This window comes from Mycolicibacterium rutilum, assembly GCF_900108565.1.
In the GTDB taxonomy this organism is placed as follows: Bacteria; Actinomycetota; Actinomycetes; order Mycobacteriales; family Mycobacteriaceae; genus Mycobacterium; species Mycobacterium rutilum.
In genome coordinates this window covers 3,865,044-3,882,814 of record NZ_LT629971.1, presented here as the reverse complement: position 1 = coordinate 3,882,814, position 17,771 = coordinate 3,865,044, and the positions used below count along the sequence as shown (strand labels likewise).

The window sequence follows — 17,771 nt, the reverse complement described above, 5'->3', positions numbered from 1 at the left end:
ATGGCCAGGACCCGCGACCAGGACGCGTGCCCGGGTGCGCTGCAGGTGCACCGGGCCGCAGACGGCGCGCTGGCGCGGGTGCGGTTGCCGGGCGGGCGGCTCACCGCCGAACAGTTGGCGGCGCTGGCCGGCGCGGCAACCGAGTGGGGCGCAGGCACCCTGGAGCTCACCTCCCGCGGCAATCTGCAGATCCGCGGTGTCGGCGACACCGACGCCACCGCGAACGCGATCGCGGCGGCCGGACTGCTGCCCTCGCCGACTCACGAGCGGGTCCGCAACATCGTCGCCTCCCCGCTGTCGGGGCGGACCGGGACGACCGCGGATATCCGCGGGCTGATCACCGACCTCGACGAGGCGATCCGCGCCGACGACGAATTGGCATCGCTGCCGGGCCGGTTCCTGTTCGGCATCGACGACGGCCGCGGCGACGTCTCCGGGTTGGACGCCGACGTCGGCGTCCACGTCGACGGTGACACTGCCGCGCTGCTGCTGGCCGGCCGCGACACGGGCGTCCGGGTGCCCACCGGCGATGCGGTGGCGACGATGTGCGCCGTCGCGCGGCGGTTCGCGCAGTCGCGCGGGAATGCTTGGCGTGTGGTCGAACTCGACGATCCCGTCGCGTTGACCGCCGGCCTGACACCGGTCGAGCGACCCGGCGCGACGTGGGAACCGGTCACCCGGCCACCCGTCGGCTGGATCGAGCAGAACGACGGCCGCGTCGCGCTGGGCGCGGCCGTGCCGCTGGGGGTGCTGCCCGCCCGCACGGCCGAGTTCCTGGCGGCGATCGAGGCGCCGATCGTGATCACGCCGTGGCGGTCGGTGCTGGTGTGTGACCTCGACGAGGGCGTCGCCGACGTCGCGCTGCGGGTGCTGGCGCCTCTCGGGTTGGTGTTCGACGAGAACTCGCCGTGGCTGTCGGTGAGCGCGTGCACCGGCAGCCCCGGATGCGCGCACTCGCTGGCCGACGTGCGTGCCGACGCGGCCGCCGCCGTCCAGCAACCGGCCGCGGGACATCGCCACTTCGTCGGTTGCGACCGGGCCTGCGGCAGCCCACCGGTCGGCGAGGTGCTGGTGGCAACCGGAGACGGTTACCGGCCGCGCAAGGCGTCCCCTTTAGGGTGAGCGGGTGCTCGACTACATCCGCGACGCCGCCGAGATCTACCGGCAGTCGTTCGCGACGATCCGCGACGAGGCGGACCTGGCGCGGTTCCCCGACGACGTCGCCCGCGTCGTCGTGCGGTTGATCCACACCTGCGGCCAGGTCGACGTTGCCGAGCACGTCGCATACTCCCCCGACGTCGTCGCCAGGACGCACGCCGCGCTGGTGGCGGGGGCGCCGGTGCTGTGCGATTCGTCGATGGTGGCCGCGGGCATCACCCGGTCGCGGCTGCCCGCCGACAACGAAGTGGTCTCACTGGTGGCCGATCCGCGCGCGGCGGACCTGGCCGCGCGCCTCGGCAGCACCCGCTCGGCGGCCGCGGTCGACCTGTGGGCCGACCGGCTGGGCGGCGCCGTGCTGGCGATCGGGAACGCGCCGACGGCGCTGTTCCGGCTGCTCGAGCTCGTCGACGACGGTGCGCCGACGCCCGCGGCGGTGCTCGGCGGGCCGGTCGGCTTCGTCGGCTCCGCGCAGTCCAAACAGGAACTGATCGACCGGCCCCGCGGGGTGTCCTATCTCGTGGTGACCGGCCGACGCGGCGGCAGCGCGATGGCCGCTGCGGCCGTCAACGCGATTGCGACGGAACGCGAATGACCGGCACGCTCTGGGGTGTCGGGCTCGGCCCGGGCGACCCGGAACTGGTCACGGTCAAGGCGGCACGGGTGATCGGCGAGGCCGACGTCGTCGCCTACCACAGTGCGCGGCACGGCAAGAGCATCGCGCGCGGCATCGCCGAGCCGTATCTGCGGCCGGGCCAGATCGAGGAGCACCTGGTCTATCCGGTGACGACCGAAACCACCGACCACCCCGGCGGGTACGCCGGCGCGATGGAGGACTTCTACCGCGAGTCAGCCGACCGCATCGCCGCCCACCTGGAGGCCGGCCGCAACGTCGCGCTGCTCGCCGAGGGCGATCCGCTGTTCTACAGCTCCTACATGCACATGCACACCCGGTTGACGCAGCGGTTCGACGCGGTCATCGTGCCGGGCGTGACCTCGGTGAGCGCCGCTTCGGCGGCGGTGGCCACTCCCCTGGTCCAGGGCGACGAGGTGCTCACGATCCTGCCGGGCACGCTGCCCGCCGACGAGCTCAAGCGCCGGCTCGCCGACACCGACGCCGCGGTGCTGCTCAAACTCGGACGCTCCTATCCCGCTGTGCGGGAGGCGCTTTCGGCCTCGGGGCGGCTCGATGAGGCGTTCTATGTCGAGCGGGCCAGCACGCCGCGCCAGCGGGTGCTCGGTGTCGGCGAGGTGGACGAGTCCGGCGTGCCGTACTTCTCGCTGGCGATGCTGCCGGGCCGGCCGCGGCGTCAGGTGACGACGGGCAGCGTCGCGGTGGTCGGGCTGGGTCCTGGCGACACCGACTGGATGACCCCGCAGAGCCGTCGCGAACTGGCCGCCGCCACCGACCTGATCGGCTACGGCCCCTACCTCGACCGCGTCGGCACCCGCGAGGGCCAACGCCGCCATCCCAGCGACAACACCGACGAACCGGCCCGTGCCCGGCTGGCCTGCACGCTGGCCGAACAGGGCCGCGCGGTCGCGGTCGTGTCCTCCGGCGACCCCGGGGTGTTCGCGATGGCGACCGCGGTGCTCGAGGAGGCCAAGCAGTGGCCAGGTGTCACGGTGCGGGTGATCCCGGCGATGACCGCCGCGCAGGCCGTCGCCAGCCGGGTCGGCGCGCCGCTTGGCCATGACTACGCGGTGATCTCGCTGTCGGACCGGCTCAAGCCGTGGGAGGTGATCGCCGCGCGGTTGACCGCCGCCGCCGAGGCCGACCTGGTGCTCGCGATCTACAACCCGGCGTCGAAGACGCGCACCTGGCAGGTCGGCGCCATGCGCGATCTGCTGCTGGCCCACCGCGACCCCGGCACCCCGGTGGTGATCGGCCGCGACGTGTCCGGTCCCCGCGAAGAGGTCCGGGTGGTCCGGCTGGCCGAGCTGAACCCCGCCGACGTCGACATGCGCTGCCTGCTCATCATCGGGTCGTCGCAGACGCAGTGGTACGACGATCGCGTCTTCACGCCGCGCCGCTACCCCACTTAGGTTCCGCCACGCCGTCGTCGGCCACACCGGCCGGCGGCGTGCCCACGTTGACCCGCGTCGGCGGACGCGTATCGCATGAGCCTGTGGCACTTGGCCGTTGCCCGCCTAACCGACGCCCGTGATCGGTGCGGTCACCGGGCGCGGGGGCGGCGTCGTCGTAGGCAGCGGGGTGCCGGGCGCCGGTTGGTCGGCCACTCCGACCGAACCATCAGAAAGCGGCGGGCGCGGTCTGCCGGGGGGCGGACCGCCGTTACCGGGCGCGTTGTCGGACTCGGCGGCCGGGGCCACGCACCGGATGCTGCCGTCGGAATGCATCCCGATCCCGAACTGGCCGCCAGAGCCGAGGCAGCACCGGTCTTTCTGCTCGACGGTCGTCGCCACCTTCATGCACTCGTCATAGAGGCCGATGTCCCAGATTGCCTGTGCGAGGGCGGGGCCGCCGAGGGTGAGGCTCAGCCCCACGCCGGCGATGCCGACGATGCGGCGGATGCGTTTGGTATTCATGTCTGCTCCGATCCGATGGTCTGACTGGGCTACTCAGATCGTCCGATCCGCACACCGCACCGCTCCAGTCACGGATCTGAAGCGACCGTGGTACTGAATCTGTACTCCGACTCCCGCCTGCGTCGTTGCCGAGTTACATTTGCTACTCCGAACGGGGGAGGCCGTGAGATGGCGGGTTATGGCCAGTTCTGTCCCGTGGCGAAAGCCATGGAACTGCTCGATGAACGGTGGACGGTCCTCGTCGTCCGGGAGTTGCTGTTGGGCAGCAGTCACTTCAACGATCTCCGCCGCGGCGTACCGAAGATGTCGCCGGCGTTGTTGTCGAAACGGCTCCAAACCCTGACGCGTGCCGGTGTGGTCCAGCGCTCCGAGGACAACGGCCGCACCACATACGCACTCACCGAGTGCGGCAAGGAACTCGTCACCGTCGTCGAGGCGGTCGGCGCCTGGAGTGTGCGCTGGTTCGGCGAACTCGTCGACAAGGACCTCGACCCCAGCATCCTGATGTGGGACATCCGTCGCACCATCCCGGTCGACCAGTGGCCGCGTCAGCGCACCGTGGTCGAGTTCCGGCTCTCCGGCGTGGTGGCGAAGGCGTCGAGGTGGTGGCTGATCGTCGCCCGCGGTGAGCCCGATGTGTGCGATTTCGATCCCGGCTATGACATCGCGGCGACCATCACAACCGACGTCCGCACCCTGGCCCACATCTGGTGCGGCGACGTCTCCTGGCAACGGTCGATGATGGATGGTTCGGTCACCATCGACGCGCAGACCGATGTCCGGCGCGCGATACCGACCTGGGTCGGCCAGTCGAGTCTGGCCGGAGTTCCGCGACTGGCCTGAATCCGGCAGTGTTAATCTCCGGCGCGTGAGCATTCCACGTGGGCCCGAAGATGTAACGCCGGCGTGGCTCGGCTCGGTGCTGCGCGCCGACGTCGACACCGTCGAGGTGACGCCGATCGGGACCGGCCAGACCGGCGCGACCTACCGGGTGTCGGCGACCTACCGAGGCGATACCGACCTGCCCACCTCGTTCGCGGTCAAGCTGTCGGCGCAGGACGCGGCGGTGCGGGAACGGGTCGCGCTGGGCTACCGCTCGGAGTTCGAGTTCTACTCGCTGGTGGCCGATCAGATGGGGATCCCGGTGCCGCGCAGCTTCCATCAGGACATCTCCGAGGACGGCGCCGACGTGGTGCTGCTGCTGGCCGACATGGCCCCGGCCGTGCAGGGCGACCAGATCGCCGGGTGCAGCCCCGTCGAGGCGCGCCTGGCGGTGGAGGCGCTGGCCGGGCTGCACGGGCCGAGTTGGTGCGCCCCGGAGTGGATGCAGCTCTCGGCGGTCGTCATGCCTAAGCCCGGCGACGCCGACGCGGCCAAGGGCATGGGCGACGTCTGCAAGATGGCCGCCGACATCGTCATCGACCGGCTCGGCGCGTCGATCAGCGCCGAGGACCAGGAAACGCTCACCGCCGCAATGGCTTCGGTGACCGACTGGCTGCTGGCCGAACCGAACCGCTACGCGCTGATGCACGGCGACTACCGGCTCGACAACATGCTGTTCGACCCGGACCGCACGCGCATCACGGTCGTCGACTGGCAGACGGTCGGTGTCGGCTTGGCGGCGCGCGATCTGGCGTACTTCACCGCGACGAGCCTGGAACCCGCGGTCCGCGCGCGAATCGAACGCGAGCTCGTCGAGCACTATCACCGCGCGCTGCTCGGATACGGCGTGCCCGACTACGACCTCGACACGTGCTGGAGCGACTACCGGCTCGGCGTCGTGCAGGCGCCGCTGCTGGTCGCGCTGGGTACCGCGTTCGCGACGACAACCGAGCGGGGCGACGAGATGATGCTGGCCATGCTCAGCCGCGGTTGTCAGGCCATCCGGGAGCTTGGCACGCTGGAGCTGATCGACTCGTATCGCTAGGTCGCCCGGTGGACATTGCGGTCGTCGGTTGTGGGTTCGCAGGCCTGGCGGCGGCGATCGCCTTCCGCCAGTGTGGGCACGCGGTGACGGTCTACGAGCGCTCCGGCGGCATCCCCGACACAAGTGCGGCGATCTCGCTGGCGCCCAACGCCTTACGATGTCTGCAAATCCTTGGCGTCCGCGACGAATACCCGCCGAGCGCCGCAGCGCACACGCTCGCGACGGTCCGCACCGATACCGGACGGGTGTTGATACGCAGCTCCCTCGCGCGGTTCGCCGGTGGCGCCGAGTACTGCCTCGCCCCGCGGACACGGCTTCTCAACTCACTGCTCGAGCAACTCCCGGCCGAGTGTGTCCGCTTCTCGCGGAGAGTGACCGACGTGCAGCCCAGCGGAGAGGTACTGATCGACGGCGAACAGCGGCGCTTCGATCTCGTCGTCGCCGCCGACGGCGTGCACAGCGTATGCCGCCGGAACCTGTGGCCCGACGACGCAGCACCGCGGCGTACCGGGATCACCGCGTGGACCTGGATGGTCGATGAGACGTTGGACGACGGATACGGCGCCGTCTGGGGACGCTTCGCCGAGTTCGGCATTCTCCCGCTCGCGGACGGGCGGACGTACGTCTGGGGCGGGGCGCGGCCGGGTCATGCCGAGCTGACCCGCTATGCGGGCTGGCCCGATCCGCTGCCCGTGCTGATCGGCGCGGTCGAGCCAGACCGGTTGTCGACGGTGGAGCTCACCGAGGTGTCACCGCCGCGACGTCTCGCGCACGGTCGAGTGGTGCTGGTGGGCGACGCCGCGCACGCGATGAGGCCGCTGTTCGGCCAGGGCGCCGCGTTGGCGATGGAGGATGCGATTGCGCTGGCTCGCGGCGGTGTCGCGGAACTGGCCCGTCGAAGACATCGGATGGTCGCGATGTACTGGGCGTCGAGATGCGGTTCGGCCGTGACGATGCCGAAGTACCGGGCACTGGCCGCAGCCAGGAATGCGTTGCTGCCGCTCGTCCCGGACAGGGTGTTCACATCCGGGGTGGGCATGGTCAGCCATCGCCGCCGTCCGCCCGGAACTGCTTGACCCAGTCGAGCGCGTCCTCCACCGAGGCGACGGTACGCACACCGGCGGGCAGCGGCGGACGGTCCACCATCACCACCGCGACCCCGAGCGCGGCGGCGGCCTCGAGCTTGGGCCGGGTCATCGCCCCGCCGCTGTTCTTGGTGACCAGCGCGTCGATGCGGTGCTCACGCAGCAGCGCGAGTTCGTCGTCGTACCGGTAGGGGCCGCGCGACAGCACGACGTGGTGGCGCGCCGGCAGGTCCTCGGTGTCGGGCGAGGTGACCGCGCGGATCAGGAACCACGCGTCGACGGCCGAGAACGCCGCCGCACCGGAGCGGCCGGTGGTGAGGAACACCCGCTCGAAGCGTTCGGCGGCAACGGTTTTGGCGGCCTCGACATCGCTGGGCACGACGATCGCGTCGCCGGGCGGCCACGGCGGCCGCGCCAGCACCAGGTGCGGCAGTCCGAGTTCGGCGCACACCGTCGCCGCGTGCGCGGTCATGGTGGCGGCATAGGGGTGGGTGGCGTCGACGACCGCGTCGATCTCGTTCTCGCACAACCAGCGGCGCAGCCCGGCGACGCCGCCGAAGCCGCCGATCCGCACCCGCCCGACCGGCAGCGCGGGATCGGGCACCCGGCCCGCGAGCGAACTGATGACCTCGACGTGCGGATGCAGCCGGCCCGCCAGCGCGCGGGCCTCGGATGTGCCGCCCAGCAACAGGATCGGCATCAGTGTCGGCTCCCCCGCACCCGTCCCGACGAGTACAGGTAGCTGTCGGCGAAACCTTCGGCGGCCAGCACGTCGCCGACCACGATCACCGCGGTCCGGGTGATACCGGCCGCCTTGGTCTGCTCGGCCAGGTCCGCGAGCGTACACCGCACCACCTGCTGTTGCGGCCACGACGCGAAAGCGACGACGGCGCAGGGCGTCTCGGGCCGATAGCCGCCGGTCAGCAGTTCGCCGGCGATCGTGTCGATCTGCGCGGCGGCCAGATGCAGCACCAAGGTCGCACCGGGTGCCGACAGGGTCCGCAGGTCCTCGCCGGGCGGCATCGCGGTCGACAGCGTCGCCACCCGCGTCAGCGTGATCGTCTGCGCGACACCGGGAACCGTGAGCTCACGGCCCAGCACGGCGGCCGCCGCGGTGAACGCGGGGACGCCGGGCACGATCTCGTAGGCGATGCCGAGATCGTCGAGCCTGCGGCACTGTTCGGCGAGCGCGCTGTAGATCGACGGGTCACCCGAGTGCAGCCGTGCGACGTCGAGACCCTCGGCATGGGCGGCGGCGAGTTCGTCGATGATCTGGTCGAGTGTCAACGGCCCGGTGTCGACGATGCGGGCGTCCGGCGGACAGTTTGCGAGCAGGTCGTCGGGCATGATCGAACCCGCATACAGGCAGACCGGGCAGCGCTGCAGCAACCGTTGGCCGCGCACCGTGATCAGGTCGGCAGCCCCGGGCCCGGCACCGATGAAGTAGACGGTCATTTCGTCGTGATCCACTGCGTCACCGGCATCACGGGCCGCCAGCCGGTGAATTGGCCGAGCGCCTCACCGCGATAGTGGGCGAACCGGCGCAGTTCGCCGCCGTATGCCGTATACCATTGTGCGATAAGAGATTCCGACTCGACGGTGACGGCGTTGGCGACCAGCCTGCCGCCGGACGGCAACCGCTCGAAGCACGCCTCGATCAGGCCCGGCTGCGTGACCCCGCCGCCGATGAAGATGACGTCGGGTGGGGGCGCGAAGTCGAACGATTCGGGCGCGTCGAACTGCACGTCCACCTGCACACCGAACGCCGCGGCGTTCGCGGCGATCCGTGCACGGCGCTTGTCGTCGCGTTCGAAGGCGATTGCGCGACAGCCCGGCCCGCTGCGGCACCACTCGATCGCGATGCTGCCCGAGCCGGCGCCGACGTCCCACAACAGCTGTCCCGGCCGCGGGGCCAGCGCTGCCAGAGTCAGCGCGCGCATCGGCTGCTTGGTGATCTGCCCGTCGTTGGCGTACGCATCGTCGGGCAGCACGCCGAACTGCCGCTCGTCGGGCAGGTAGCGCACCGCGATCACGTTCAGGTCGTCGACGTCTCCGGGCGGGCGGGTGGCCCACTCGCGGGCGGTGGCGGACCGGCGGCGCTCGGCGGGGCCGCCGAGTTGCTCGAGCACGGTGATCTCGGAGTCGCCGCGGCCGGTGTCGGTGAGCAGTTTGGCCAACGCCGCGGGAGTGCCGGCGTCGCGTGACATCACGACCGCCTGCCCACCGCGGCGCACGGCGGTGGGCAGGTCGCGCCACACCAGGCTGATCACCTCGGTGTCCTGCACCGCCCAGCCGACCCGGGAGCAGGCCAGCGTCACCGACGACACGTGCGGGAGCACCGCGACCCGGTCCGGGCCGTACAGCCGGATCAGCGAGCTGCCGACACCGTGCAGCAGCGGGTCCCCGCTGGCGACGACGTGCACGTCACCGTCGGCGCCGTCGAGCAGGGTGCGCAGCGCAGGCAGCATCGGCGACGGCCACGCCCGCCGCACCGGGGTGACGGTGCCGTCGAGCAGGTCGAGTTGGCGCTGCGACCCGTAAATGACTGTGGCGCGGGCGAGTTCGGCTTTCGATGCCGGTGACAATCCGGCCATCCCGTCGGCGCCGATGCCGACCACGACGATCATCTGCCCTTTCATCACCATCTTCTGCTCTTCGCGCAAGCGCTCATCACCGCGGCATTCTCCGCCACACGAACCTCGGCGTCATCCTGAACGCAGCCGCCAGCAGCGCGAGCGGTGCGGGCACCCAGACGGTGCTGCGGCCGCGGCGCAACGCCCGCACGGTCGCGTCGGCCACCTGCGCCGGTGTGCTGGACAGGGGCGCGGGCGTCATGCCCTGCGTCATCCGCCCGATTACGAACCCGGGCCGCACCAGCAGCAGACGCACCCCGGAACCGTGCAGGGCGTCGGCCAGCCCGCTGCAGAACCCGTCGAGGCCGGCCTTGGCGGACCCGTAGACGTAGTTGGCCCGGCGCACCCGCACCCCCGCCACCGACGAGAACGCGACCAGGTTGCCCGCACCCGCCGCGCGCATCGTCTCGGCCAGCACGGTCAACAGGCTGACCTGCGCGACGAAGTCGGTGTGCACGATCGCCGCGGCGTGTGCGGGATCCTTCTCGGCGCGGGCCTGGTCGCCCAGGATCCCGAACGCCAGCACCGCCGTCCCGATCGGTCCGTGCTCGGCGACGATCGACTCGACCAGCGGCCCGTGCCCGGCCAACTCGTCGGCGTCGAACTCGCGCACCAGCACGTCGACGGCGCCGGCCGCCCGCACCGCGGCCACCTCGGTGGCGAGGTCGTCGGCGCGCCGGGCCGCCAGCACGACGGTCGCCCCCGGCGCCAGCCGGGTGGCCACCTCGAGACCGATCTCGCTACGCCCGCCGAACACCACGACCAACGGCGCGCGTGAGCCAGCCGTGTCAGTCATGGCAGCGATTATGTCCTGCGCTACCGTGAAGCCCGATGGCCCAGTCCAGTCGCCGGGGAAGCACCCGGCTCACCAACGACGCGCTGGCGTTCCTGTCGGAACGTCACCTGGCGATGCTGACCACCCTGCGATCGGACAACTCGCCGCACGTCGTCGCGGTCGGTTTCACGTTCGACCCCGCGACGCACATCGCCCGCGTGATCACCAGCGGCGGCTCGCAGAAGGCGGTCAACGCCGAACGGCAGGGCGTCGCCGTGCTGAGCCAGGTCGACGGCGCGCGGTGGTTGTCGCTGGAGGGCAAGGCGCGGGTCAACACCGACGCCGACGCGGTGCGCGACGCCGAACTGCGCTACGCGCAGCGCTACCGGACACCGCGGGAGAACCCCAAGCGCGTGGTGATCGAGGTCCGCGTGGAGCGGGTGCTGGGCTCCTCGGACCTGTTGGACCGGGTCGAGAACTGACGGCGAGCAGACGCAAAACGCCCCAAGATTGCGAAAATTAGGGGGAGTTCGCGTCTGCTCGCGGTAGGAATCAGGCCGTCGCGCCCGGGCCCGCGGGCACCACGACCAGTTCGTGGGGCCGCGTGTTCACCGGCTCCGCGCCGTCGTCGGTGACGACCACGATGTCCTCGATCCGCGCGCCCCACTCCCCGGGGAAATAGATCCCGGGCTCCACGGAGAACGCCATGCCCGCCTCGAGCGGCAGCGAGTTGCCCGCCACGATGTAGGGCTCCTCGTGCACCGACAACCCGATGCCGTGACCGGTGCGGTGCACGAACGCGTCGGCCAGGCCCTCGGCGGCCAGCACGTCGCGCGCGGCGGCGTCGACCTGTTCGGCGGTGACGCCGGGTCGCACGGCCGCGACCGCGGCCTGCTGCGCGCGCTGCAGCACGGCGTAGCGGCGGGCGACCTCGGGGGCGGGTTCGCCGATGCTGTAGGTGCGGGTCGAGTCGGAGTTGTAGCCGGGCTCGTACGGGCCGCCGATGTCCACCACGACGAGGTCGCCGGCGCGCAGCTCGCGGTCCGAGCATTCGTGGTGCGGGTCGGCGCCGTGCGGGCCGGAGCCGACGATGATGAACGCGACCTCCGAATGCCCTTCGGCGACAATCGCTTCGGCGATATCTGCCGCGACGTCGGCTTCGGTCCGGCCCGGCACCAGGAAGTCCGGCACCCGGGCGTGCACCCGGTCGATGGCCGCGCCGGCCTTGCGCAGGGCGTCGACCTCGGCGCTGTCCTTGATCATCCGCAGCCGGCGCAGCACATCGGTGGCCAGCACCGGCACCGTGCCGAGCACGTCGGCCAGCGGCAGCAGGTGCAGCGCGGGCATCGAATCGGTCACCGCGGTCTTCACCGTCCCACCGCCGAGGGCCTCGAGAACCAGGGCGTAGGGATTGTCGCCGTCGACCCAGTCGCGCACCGCGAGACCGAGTTCGGGCACCGCGGATTCCTTGAGCGCGGCCAACTCCAACCGCGGCACGACGATCGTCGGGTCACCGTCGGCGGGCAGCACCAGAGCGGTGAGCCGCTCGAAGGTCTGAGCCCGCGACCCGATCAGGTACCGCAGGTCGTAGCCCGGGGTGATGACCAGACCGGCCAATCCCGCATCGGCCGCGGCGACCGCAGCCGCCGACAGGCGTCGGGCGTACACATCGGTGGGAAATCGTCCGGCAGTCATGGCTTTCAGGCTAATCGGCCGCCGAATACGTCGCGATCTCGATCAGGTTGCCGTCGGGGTCGCGGCAGTAGTGCGACGTCATCGGCCCGAGCGCACCCGTCTTCGGCACCGGCCCCTCGGTGATCTCGACCCCGCAGGAGTGCAGGTGCGCCGCGACGTCGTCGGGCGCGGCGTCGACGATGAAACACAGGTCCAGCGATCCGGGTGCGTCCACCGCGCCGGTCGCCCAGTTCGGGGCGCCGGTGGGCCGCACGTTGAGTTTCTGGTTGCCGAACGCCAGCGCGATGCGTCCGCCGCCGAAGACGTCGCGGCGCATGCCCAGCACCCGCTCGTACCACTGCGCGGTGCGCTCGACGTCGCGGCAGTTCACCACCACGTGGTCAATCCGATCGACTTGCAGAGCCATACTTCACGCTACTGTCAGTGACCGTGTCCGCTCCCCTGGTTCTCCTCGACGGCGCCAGCATGTGGTTCCGCTCCTATTTCGGGGTGCCCAACTCGATCACCGCGCCCGACGGGCGGCCGGTCAACGCGCTGCGCGGTTTCCTCGACGCCGTCGCGACCGTCATCACGCGGGAACGGCCCGGCCGGCTGGTGGTCTGCCGCGACGACGACTGGCGTCCGCAGTGGCGGGTGGACCTCGTCCCGTCGTACAAGGCGCACCGCGTGCTCGAAGAGCACCCCGACGGCGACCCCGACGTCGAAGAGGTGCCCGACGACCTCACCCCGCAGGTCGACATGATCTTCGAGATTCTCGACGCGTTCGGCATCCCGCACGCCGGCGCGCCCGCCTGCGAGGCCGACGACGTGCTCGGCACGCTGGCCGCGCGCGAGACCCGCGACCCGGTCGTGGTGGTCAGCGGCGACCGCGACCTGCTGCAGCTGGTGCGCGACGAGCCGGTGCCCGTCCGCGTGCTCTATCTGGGCCGCGGGCTGGCCAAGGCCACCAAGTGGGGTCCGAAGGAGGTGGCCGACACCTACGGCGTGCCGGTCGACCGGGCCGGACCGGCCTACGCCGAACTGGCGCTGCTGCGCGGCGATCCCAGCGACGGGCTGCCCGGTGTCCCCGGCGTCGGCGAGAAGACCGCGGCCGCGCTGCTGGCGCAGTACGGATCGCTGGAGAAGATCCTCGCGGCCGCCAACGACCCGGCGTCGAAGATGAGCAAGGCCTACCGGACCAAACTGCTCAAGGCCGCCGACTACATCGAGGCGGCGACGCCGGTGGTCAAGGTCGCCACCGAGGCCGACATCTCATGGTCGACGGACTCGGACACGCTGCCGCTGGCCGCCGAACACCCCCGCAAGGTCGTCGACCTCGCCGAGGCGTACGGGGTGATGTCGTCGATCGGCCGCCTGCAGAAGGCGCTCGACGGCCTCGACGGCTGAGCTACTTCGGGCGGCCGACCTCGTAGGTGCCGTCGTCGTCCTGGAAGGTCACCGTCACCTGGCGCTTGGTGCCGTCGATGCTGACCTCGCAGTTGAACGTCGCGCCCTTCTCGACGGTCGGGTTCTGGCCGTCGTTGCACTTGACGTCCTTGACGTTCTTGGCGCCGTAGCCGTTGGCCTCGTCGGTCAGGATCTGCTGCACACCGGTCTGCGCGGCGTCGATGTCGAGCGTCTTCGTGACGAAAAAACCGGGCTTCCAGAACCCGAGGACCGCCACCACCGCGATGATGATCGCCGCCAGCACGCCGAGCACGGTGCCGATCACCGCGAGCGAGCGCTTCGACCCTTCCTCCGCGCCCGGGGCGGTGTACTGCGGGTACTGGCCGAACTGGCCCGGCTGCTGCTCGTACTGTCCGGTTTGACCGGGCTGCTGACCGTACTGGGGCTGCCCGTACTGCTGGCCGTACTGCGGTTGCGTGTACTGGCCGGGCTGCTGGTACGGGTACGCGCCGGTCTGCTGGCCGTACTGCTCGCCCGTCGGGTACTGCTGCGGCGGCTGGTAGGCCGGCTGCTGGTACTGCGGATACTGCTGGGCTTGCTGCGGGTCGTAGGCCGGGGGCTGCCAGGCGGGCGCCGCGTGCGTCGGGTCGCCGCCCTGCGGTTGCCAGGCCTGGTTCGCCGAGGGGTCCCCGGACGGCTGGCCGGCGCCCTGGTCCGGCTGCTGGCCAGGGTACGGCTGCGTCGGATCAGATCCCTGCGGTCCGCTCATCTCACTCCTTGATCGTTCGCGACGGGTGCGCCGCGAAGATATGGACGTCGTGCCCCAACACCCTACCGGGGCAACCAGGCGTGTCCCGGTATTCGCACTGGTGCGGTCGACTATCCCGCGTCGACGGCGACGACGCCGCGCCGGACGTCGGCGATCGCCCGTTTGGCGGTGGCCCGCAGCGCGGGACTCGGCGCAGCGTTGCGCACCTGGTCGAGCAGGTCGAGCACCTGACGGCACCAGCGCACGAAATCGCCCGCAGACAACGGGGATCCGCTGCCGGTGACGTCGGAGGCGGCCAGCGCGCTGGTCAGGTCGCCGGTGGTGGCCCACCGGAAGACCGCGGCGACGAAGCCGTCGTCGGGCTCGCGGCTGCCGGTGAGGCGGTGCCGCTGCTCGTCGGCGCGCAGCTCCGACCACAGCCGGCGCGTCTGGTTCAGCGCCCGCCGCAGCCGTCCGGTCGGGGTGTCGAAACCGTCCCGGCTGCCCGGGGTGTCGCCGCGCGCCTCGAACAGCACCGCCGACAGGACCCCGGCCAGTTCGGCGGCGTCGAGCCCCTCCCAGATCCCGGTGCGCAGCGCCTCGGCGACCAGCAGGTCGCTCTCGCTGTAGATCCGGGCCAGCAGCCGGCCGTCGTCGGTGACCTCGGGGTTGTCCGCCGGGCCGGCGATGTATCCGCGCTCGGTCAGCAGCGCGACGATCCGGTCGAACGTGCGGGCCAGCGAGTTGGTCGCGGCGGCCACCTTCTGGCGGATCTGCTCGTTGTCGCGTTCGATGCGCAGATACCGCTCGGCGACCCGGACCCTCTCCTCGCGGTCGGGCAGGTGGTGCGCGGGGTGCGCCCGCATGCGGCTGCGCAGCGCGGCCAGTTCGGGATCGATGTCGGGTTCATCGGCCGATCCGCTGCGCTTGCCGCGCTTGGACGGGACGTCGAGGCCGGCCGCCGCCGAGTGCAGGGCCGACGCGAGGTCGCGGCGGGCGCGGGGATTGCGGTGTTCGACGCGCTTGGGCAACGTCATCGACCCCAGCGGCGGTGTACCGCCGTTGTAGTCGGCCGACGAGATGCGGCCCGCCCACCGGTGCTCGGTCAGCACCAGCGGCCGTGGGTCGTCCTCGTCGCGGTCGGGTTCGAGCACCACGGCCAACCCGCCGCGCCGGCCGTGGGTGATGGTGATGATGTCGCCGCGGCGCAGCGAGGCCAGCGCCTCGTTGGCGGCCCTGCGGCGGTGCAGCCGCGAGGCCCGCGACTGGGCCCGTTCACGTTCGGAGATCTGTTGGCGCAGCCGCGCGTATTCGAGCACGGGTGCTTCGTGTTCGCCGAGTTCGGCGCCGATCTCGGTGAGCATCCGCTCGCCGCGTTCGATGCCGCGCCGCAGCCCGACGACCGAGCGGTCGGCTTGGTACTGGGCGAACGACGCCTCCAGCAGCTCGTGTGCCTGCGTCGGCCCCATCTGCTGCACGAGGTTGATGGTCATGTTGTACGACGGGGCGAACGAACTGCGCAGCGGGAACGTCCTGGTGGACGCCAGGCCGGCCACCTCGGCGGGTTCGACGTCGGGCGTCCACAGCACCACCGCGTGTCCCTCGACGTCGATGCCGCGCCTGCCGGCGCGACCGGTCAGCTGGGTGTACTCGCCGGGCGTCAACGGCACATGCTGTTCACCGTTGAATTTGACCAGCCGCTCGAGCACCACTGTGCGCGCGGGCATGTTGATGCCCAATGCCAGTGTCTCCGTGGCGAATACGGCCTTCACCAGGCCGGCGGAGAACAGTTCCTCGACGGTGTGGCGGAACACCGGCAGCATCCCGGCGTGGTGGGCGGCGAGTCCGCGCAGCAGGCCCTCGCGCCACTCGTGGTAATCCAGCACGATCAGGTCGGCCTCGGGCAGGTCGCCGCAGCGGCGGTCGATCACGTCGGCGATGCGGGCCCGTTCCTCCTGGCTGGTCAGCCGCAGCGGCGAACGCAGGCACTGCTTGACGGCGGCGTCGCAGCCCGCGCGCGAGAAGATGAACGTGATCGCCGGCAGCAGCCCTTCGCGGTCCAGGGTGCCGATCACCTCCGGGCGCGCCGGTGGGCGGTACATGGTGGGCCTGCCCCGGTTGCGGCCGCGGCCGCGGGGCTGCCAGTCGGTCAGCCGGTCGGCTTCGCGCCGATGGGCGATGTGGCGCAACAACTCCGGGTCGACGAGCAGCTCGCGGTTGGCCTTGTTGGCCCGGGTCGCGCGGTAGTCGAACAGGTCGAACAGCCGCTTGCCGACGAGGACGTGCTGCCACAGCGGCACCGGACGGTGTTCGTCGACGACGACGGTGGTGTCGCCGCGCACGGTCTTGATCCACCCGCCGAACTCCTCGGCGTTGCTCACCGTCGCCGACAGGCTGACCAGCCGCACCTCGTCGGGCAGATGCAGGATGACCTCTTCCCAGACCGCACCGCGCATCCGGTCGGCGAGGAAATGCACCTCGTCCATCACGACGTACGAAAGTCCGTGCAGCGCAGAGGAGTTCGCATAGAGCATGTTGCGAAGCACCTCGGTGGTCATCACCACGACGTCGGCGTCGCCGTTGATCGACTGGTCGCCGGTGAGCAGGCCGATCTTCTCGGGGCCGTAGCGCCGGACCAGGTCGTTGTGCTTCTGGTTGCTCAACGCCTTGATCGGCGTGGTGTAGAAGCACTTTCCGCCGGCGGCCAGCGCCAGGTGCACCGCGAACTCGCCGACGACGGTCTTGCCCGCTCCGGTCGGGGCGCAGACCAGCACGCCGTGCCCGTTCTCCAGCGCCTCACACGACCGGCGCTGGAAGTCGTCGAGCCGAAACGACAACTGCTCGGTGAAACCGGCCAGCTCGCTAGGTGGCATCGTCGTCGATCACGGCGCGCCCCGGCGTGGGCACGGCACTCGGCGTCTCGAGCGGTTCGGCCGCACCGATCGGGGCCGCCGCGTCGTCGGGCACCTCCTCGAGTGCTGCCTTGCGCGCCTTGCGGCGGTCGTGCATGCGGGCGATCTGGATGGCGAACTCGAGCAGCACGGTCAGCGCCAGCGCGAGCGCGAGCATAGAGAACGGGTCCGAGCCCGGGGTGAACAACGCGGCGAACACGAACATCGTGAAGATGAGGCCGCGCCGCCACGCCTTGAGCCGTTCGTAGGGCAGCACCCCGACCAGGTTGAGCATCACGATCAGCAGCGGGAACTCGAAGCTGAAGCCGAACACCAGCAGCAGGTTGATCAGGAAACCGAAGTACTGGTCACCGGAGAGCGCAGTGATCTGCACGTCGCTGCCGACAGTGAGGAGAAACCCGAGCGCCGTGGACAGCACCACGTAGGCCAGCACGGCGCCGGCGATGAACAGCGCGGCGCCGACAGTGACGAACGCGACCGCGAAGCGGCGTTCCTTTCGGTACAGCCCCGGGGTGATGAACGCCCACACCTGATACAGCCAGACCGGGCAGGCCAGCACGATGCCGGCGGTCAGGGCCACCTTGAGCCGCAGCATGAACTGGTCGAACGGTGCGGTGGCGAGCAGCCTGCATTCCCCGTCGGGTGCGATGGTCGCGCGCGACGACGGCGGCAGATCGCAGTACGGCCCGCGCAGCCAGTCGCCGAGGCTGGGCAGACCGAATGCGCCGTGGCTGTACCAGAGAAAGCCCAGGATCGTGGTGAGCACGATCGCGGCCATCGCGATCAGCAGCCGGTTGCGCAGTTCCTGCAGATGCTCGACCAGCGACATCGTGCCGTCGGGATTGGCCCGCGCGCGTCGTCGGCGGGGGTCGAGCTTCTTGAAGAGTCCTGTGGTCTGCACG

Annotated in this window: 18 protein-coding genes; 8 read left to right on the top strand and 10 right to left on the bottom strand. The window is 71.0% G+C overall.

The annotated features are described in order from the left end of the window. From cobG to BLW81_RS18825, 3 genes are read left to right on the top strand one after another with little or no spacing between them, the layout of a single operon-like run. Complete coding sequence (gene cobG / locus BLW81_RS18835; RefSeq protein ID WP_083408485.1) at positions 1-1,122, top strand: precorrin-3B synthase; 1,122 nt, start codon at positions 1-3, stop codon at positions 1,120-1,122. A gap of 4 nt (positions 1,123-1,126) precedes the next feature. Continuing rightward, the gene (locus BLW81_RS18830; protein WP_083408484.1) at positions 1,127-1,753 is read left to right on the top strand and encodes a precorrin-8X methylmutase; all 627 of its coding nucleotides are present in this window, start codon (positions 1,127-1,129) and stop codon (positions 1,751-1,753) included. Further along, positions 1,750-3,204: a precorrin-2 C(20)-methyltransferase gene (locus BLW81_RS18825; protein ID WP_083408483.1), complete on the top strand. Its 1,455-nt coding sequence runs from the start codon at positions 1,750-1,752 to the stop codon at positions 3,202-3,204. Before BLW81_RS18830 ends, BLW81_RS18825 begins: the two co-directional genes overlap by 4 nt. A 105-nt stretch (positions 3,205-3,309) precedes the next feature. Here the strand turns inward: BLW81_RS18825 and BLW81_RS18820 are convergent, their stop codons facing one another. After that, positions 3,310-3,708, bottom strand: a complete 399-nt coding sequence (locus tag BLW81_RS18820; RefSeq protein WP_083408482.1) for a hypothetical protein — start codon at positions 3,706-3,708, stop codon at positions 3,310-3,312. A gap of 168 nt (positions 3,709-3,876) precedes the next feature. On the opposite strand from BLW81_RS18820, the gene BLW81_RS18815 reads away from it, so the two are divergent. From BLW81_RS18815 to BLW81_RS18805, 3 genes are read left to right on the top strand one after another with little or no spacing between them, the layout of a single operon-like run. Further along, complete coding sequence (locus BLW81_RS18815; RefSeq protein ID WP_083408481.1) at positions 3,877-4,551, top strand: winged helix-turn-helix transcriptional regulator; 675 nt, start codon at positions 3,877-3,879, stop codon at positions 4,549-4,551. Between the two features lie 25 nt (positions 4,552-4,576). Beyond that, positions 4,577-5,635 (top strand): phosphotransferase family protein, encoded by a 1,059-nt coding sequence (locus BLW81_RS18810; RefSeq protein WP_157897748.1) that lies wholly within the window; start codon positions 4,577-4,579, stop codon positions 5,633-5,635. An 8-nt stretch (positions 5,636-5,643) separates the two neighbouring features. Next, positions 5,644-6,711: an FAD-dependent monooxygenase gene (locus BLW81_RS18805; protein ID WP_162277405.1), complete on the top strand. Its 1,068-nt coding sequence runs from the start codon at positions 5,644-5,646 to the stop codon at positions 6,709-6,711. On the opposite strand, the gene BLW81_RS18800 is transcribed toward BLW81_RS18805, so the two are convergent. From BLW81_RS18800 to BLW81_RS18785, 4 genes are read right to left on the bottom strand one after another with little or no spacing between them, the layout of a single operon-like run. Continuing rightward, positions 6,677-7,420, bottom strand: coding sequence for a cobalt-precorrin-6A reductase (locus tag BLW81_RS18800; RefSeq protein ID WP_157897747.1), 744 nt, complete (start codon positions 7,418-7,420; stop codon positions 6,677-6,679). The genes BLW81_RS18805 and BLW81_RS18800 overlap by 35 nt on opposite strands. Then, on the bottom strand, positions 7,420-8,175 hold the full coding sequence (gene cobM, locus BLW81_RS18795) for a precorrin-4 C(11)-methyltransferase (protein WP_083408478.1): 756 nt from the start codon (positions 8,173-8,175) through the stop codon (positions 7,420-7,422). Before cobM ends, BLW81_RS18800 begins: the two co-directional genes overlap by 1 nt. After that, positions 8,172-9,347 carry a precorrin-6y C5,15-methyltransferase (decarboxylating) subunit CbiE gene (cbiE, locus tag BLW81_RS18790; RefSeq protein WP_083410652.1) on the bottom strand — a complete coding sequence of 392 codons (1,176 nt, stop codon included), beginning with the start codon at positions 9,345-9,347 and terminating at the stop codon, positions 8,172-8,174. Before cbiE ends, cobM begins: the two co-directional genes overlap by 4 nt. Before the next feature lie 43 nt (positions 9,348-9,390). Further along, the gene (locus BLW81_RS18785) at positions 9,391-10,149 is read right to left on the bottom strand and encodes a decaprenylphospho-beta-D-erythro-pentofuranosid-2-ulose 2-reductase (protein WP_083408477.1); all 759 of its coding nucleotides are present in this window, start codon (positions 10,147-10,149) and stop codon (positions 9,391-9,393) included. Positions 10,150-10,184: 35 nt separating this feature from the next. Here BLW81_RS18785 and BLW81_RS18780 point away from each other — a divergent pair, with 35 nt between their 5' ends. Further along, positions 10,185-10,610: a F420-dependent biliverdin reductase gene (locus BLW81_RS18780; RefSeq protein WP_083408476.1), complete on the top strand. Its 426-nt coding sequence runs from the start codon at positions 10,185-10,187 to the stop codon at positions 10,608-10,610. A 70-nt stretch (positions 10,611-10,680) separates the two neighbouring features. On the opposite strand, the gene BLW81_RS18775 is transcribed toward BLW81_RS18780, so the two are convergent. Next, positions 10,681-11,823 (bottom strand): M24 family metallopeptidase, encoded by a 1,143-nt coding sequence (locus BLW81_RS18775; protein WP_083408475.1) that lies wholly within the window; start codon positions 11,821-11,823, stop codon positions 10,681-10,683. 10 nt (positions 11,824-11,833) lie between these two features. Further along, the gene (locus BLW81_RS18770; protein ID WP_083408474.1) at positions 11,834-12,229 is read right to left on the bottom strand and encodes a VOC family protein; all 396 of its coding nucleotides are present in this window, start codon (positions 12,227-12,229) and stop codon (positions 11,834-11,836) included. A 23-nt stretch (positions 12,230-12,252) separates the two neighbouring features. Between BLW81_RS18770 and BLW81_RS18765 the strand changes: the two genes are divergently transcribed. Next, positions 12,253-13,209 carry a 5'-3' exonuclease gene (locus BLW81_RS18765; RefSeq protein ID WP_083410651.1) on the top strand — a complete coding sequence of 319 codons (957 nt, stop codon included), beginning with the start codon at positions 12,253-12,255 and terminating at the stop codon, positions 13,207-13,209. A 1-nt stretch (position 13,210) separates the two neighbouring features. Here BLW81_RS18765 and BLW81_RS18760 read toward each other — a convergent pair whose 3' ends face one another. The 3 genes from BLW81_RS18760 to tatC form a co-directional block, all read right to left on the bottom strand. Further along, positions 13,211-13,978 (bottom strand): DUF4333 domain-containing protein, encoded by a 768-nt coding sequence (locus BLW81_RS18760; RefSeq protein ID WP_083408473.1) that lies wholly within the window; start codon positions 13,976-13,978, stop codon positions 13,211-13,213. 110 nt (positions 13,979-14,088) lie between these two features. Then, positions 14,089-16,830: a DEAD/DEAH box helicase gene (locus tag BLW81_RS18755; RefSeq protein ID WP_083408472.1), complete on the bottom strand. Its 2,742-nt coding sequence runs from the start codon at positions 16,828-16,830 to the stop codon at positions 14,089-14,091. Further along, complete coding sequence (gene tatC, locus BLW81_RS18750; protein WP_083408471.1) at positions 16,820-17,770, bottom strand: twin-arginine translocase subunit TatC; 951 nt, start codon at positions 17,768-17,770, stop codon at positions 16,820-16,822. The genes BLW81_RS18755 and tatC overlap by 11 nt, the downstream gene beginning before the upstream one ends. Between the last annotated feature and the right edge of the window lies 1 nt (position 17,771).

Excerpts from the sequence above, each read along its gene's own strand:
- cobG (WP_083408485.1), top strand. The coding sequence starts at position 1 with ATGGCCAGGACCCGCGACCAGGACGCGTGCCCGGGTGCGCTGCAGGTG.
- BLW81_RS18825 (WP_083408483.1), top strand. The coding sequence starts at position 1,750 with ATGACCGGCACGCTCTGGGGTGTCGGGCTCGGCCCGGGCGACCCGGAA.
- BLW81_RS18820 (WP_083408482.1), bottom strand. The coding sequence starts at position 3,708 with ATGAATACCAAACGCATCCGCCGCATCGTCGGCATCGCCGGCGTGGGG.
- BLW81_RS18815 (WP_083408481.1), top strand. The coding sequence starts at position 3,877 with ATGGCGGGTTATGGCCAGTTCTGTCCCGTGGCGAAAGCCATGGAACTG.
- BLW81_RS18800 (WP_157897747.1), bottom strand. The coding sequence starts at position 7,420 with ATGCCGATCCTGTTGCTGGGCGGCACATCCGAGGCCCGCGCGCTGGCG.
- cobM (WP_083408478.1), bottom strand. The coding sequence starts at position 8,175 with ATGACCGTCTACTTCATCGGTGCCGGGCCCGGGGCTGCCGACCTGATC.
- cbiE (WP_083410652.1), bottom strand. The coding sequence starts at position 9,347 with ATGATCGTCGTGGTCGGCATCGGCGCCGACGGGATGGCCGGATTGTCA.
- BLW81_RS18785 (WP_083408477.1), bottom strand. The coding sequence starts at position 10,149 with ATGACTGACACGGCTGGCTCACGCGCGCCGTTGGTCGTGGTGTTCGGC.
- BLW81_RS18780 (WP_083408476.1), top strand. The coding sequence starts at position 10,185 with ATGGCCCAGTCCAGTCGCCGGGGAAGCACCCGGCTCACCAACGACGCG.
- BLW81_RS18775 (WP_083408475.1), bottom strand. The coding sequence starts at position 11,823 with ATGACTGCCGGACGATTTCCCACCGATGTGTACGCCCGACGCCTGTCG.
- BLW81_RS18770 (WP_083408474.1), bottom strand. The coding sequence starts at position 12,229 with ATGGCTCTGCAAGTCGATCGGATTGACCACGTGGTGGTGAACTGCCGC.
- BLW81_RS18760 (WP_083408473.1), bottom strand. The coding sequence starts at position 13,978 with ATGAGCGGACCGCAGGGATCTGATCCGACGCAGCCGTACCCTGGCCAG.
- BLW81_RS18755 (WP_083408472.1), bottom strand. The coding sequence starts at position 16,830 with ATGCCACCTAGCGAGCTGGCCGGTTTCACCGAGCAGTTGTCGTTTCGG.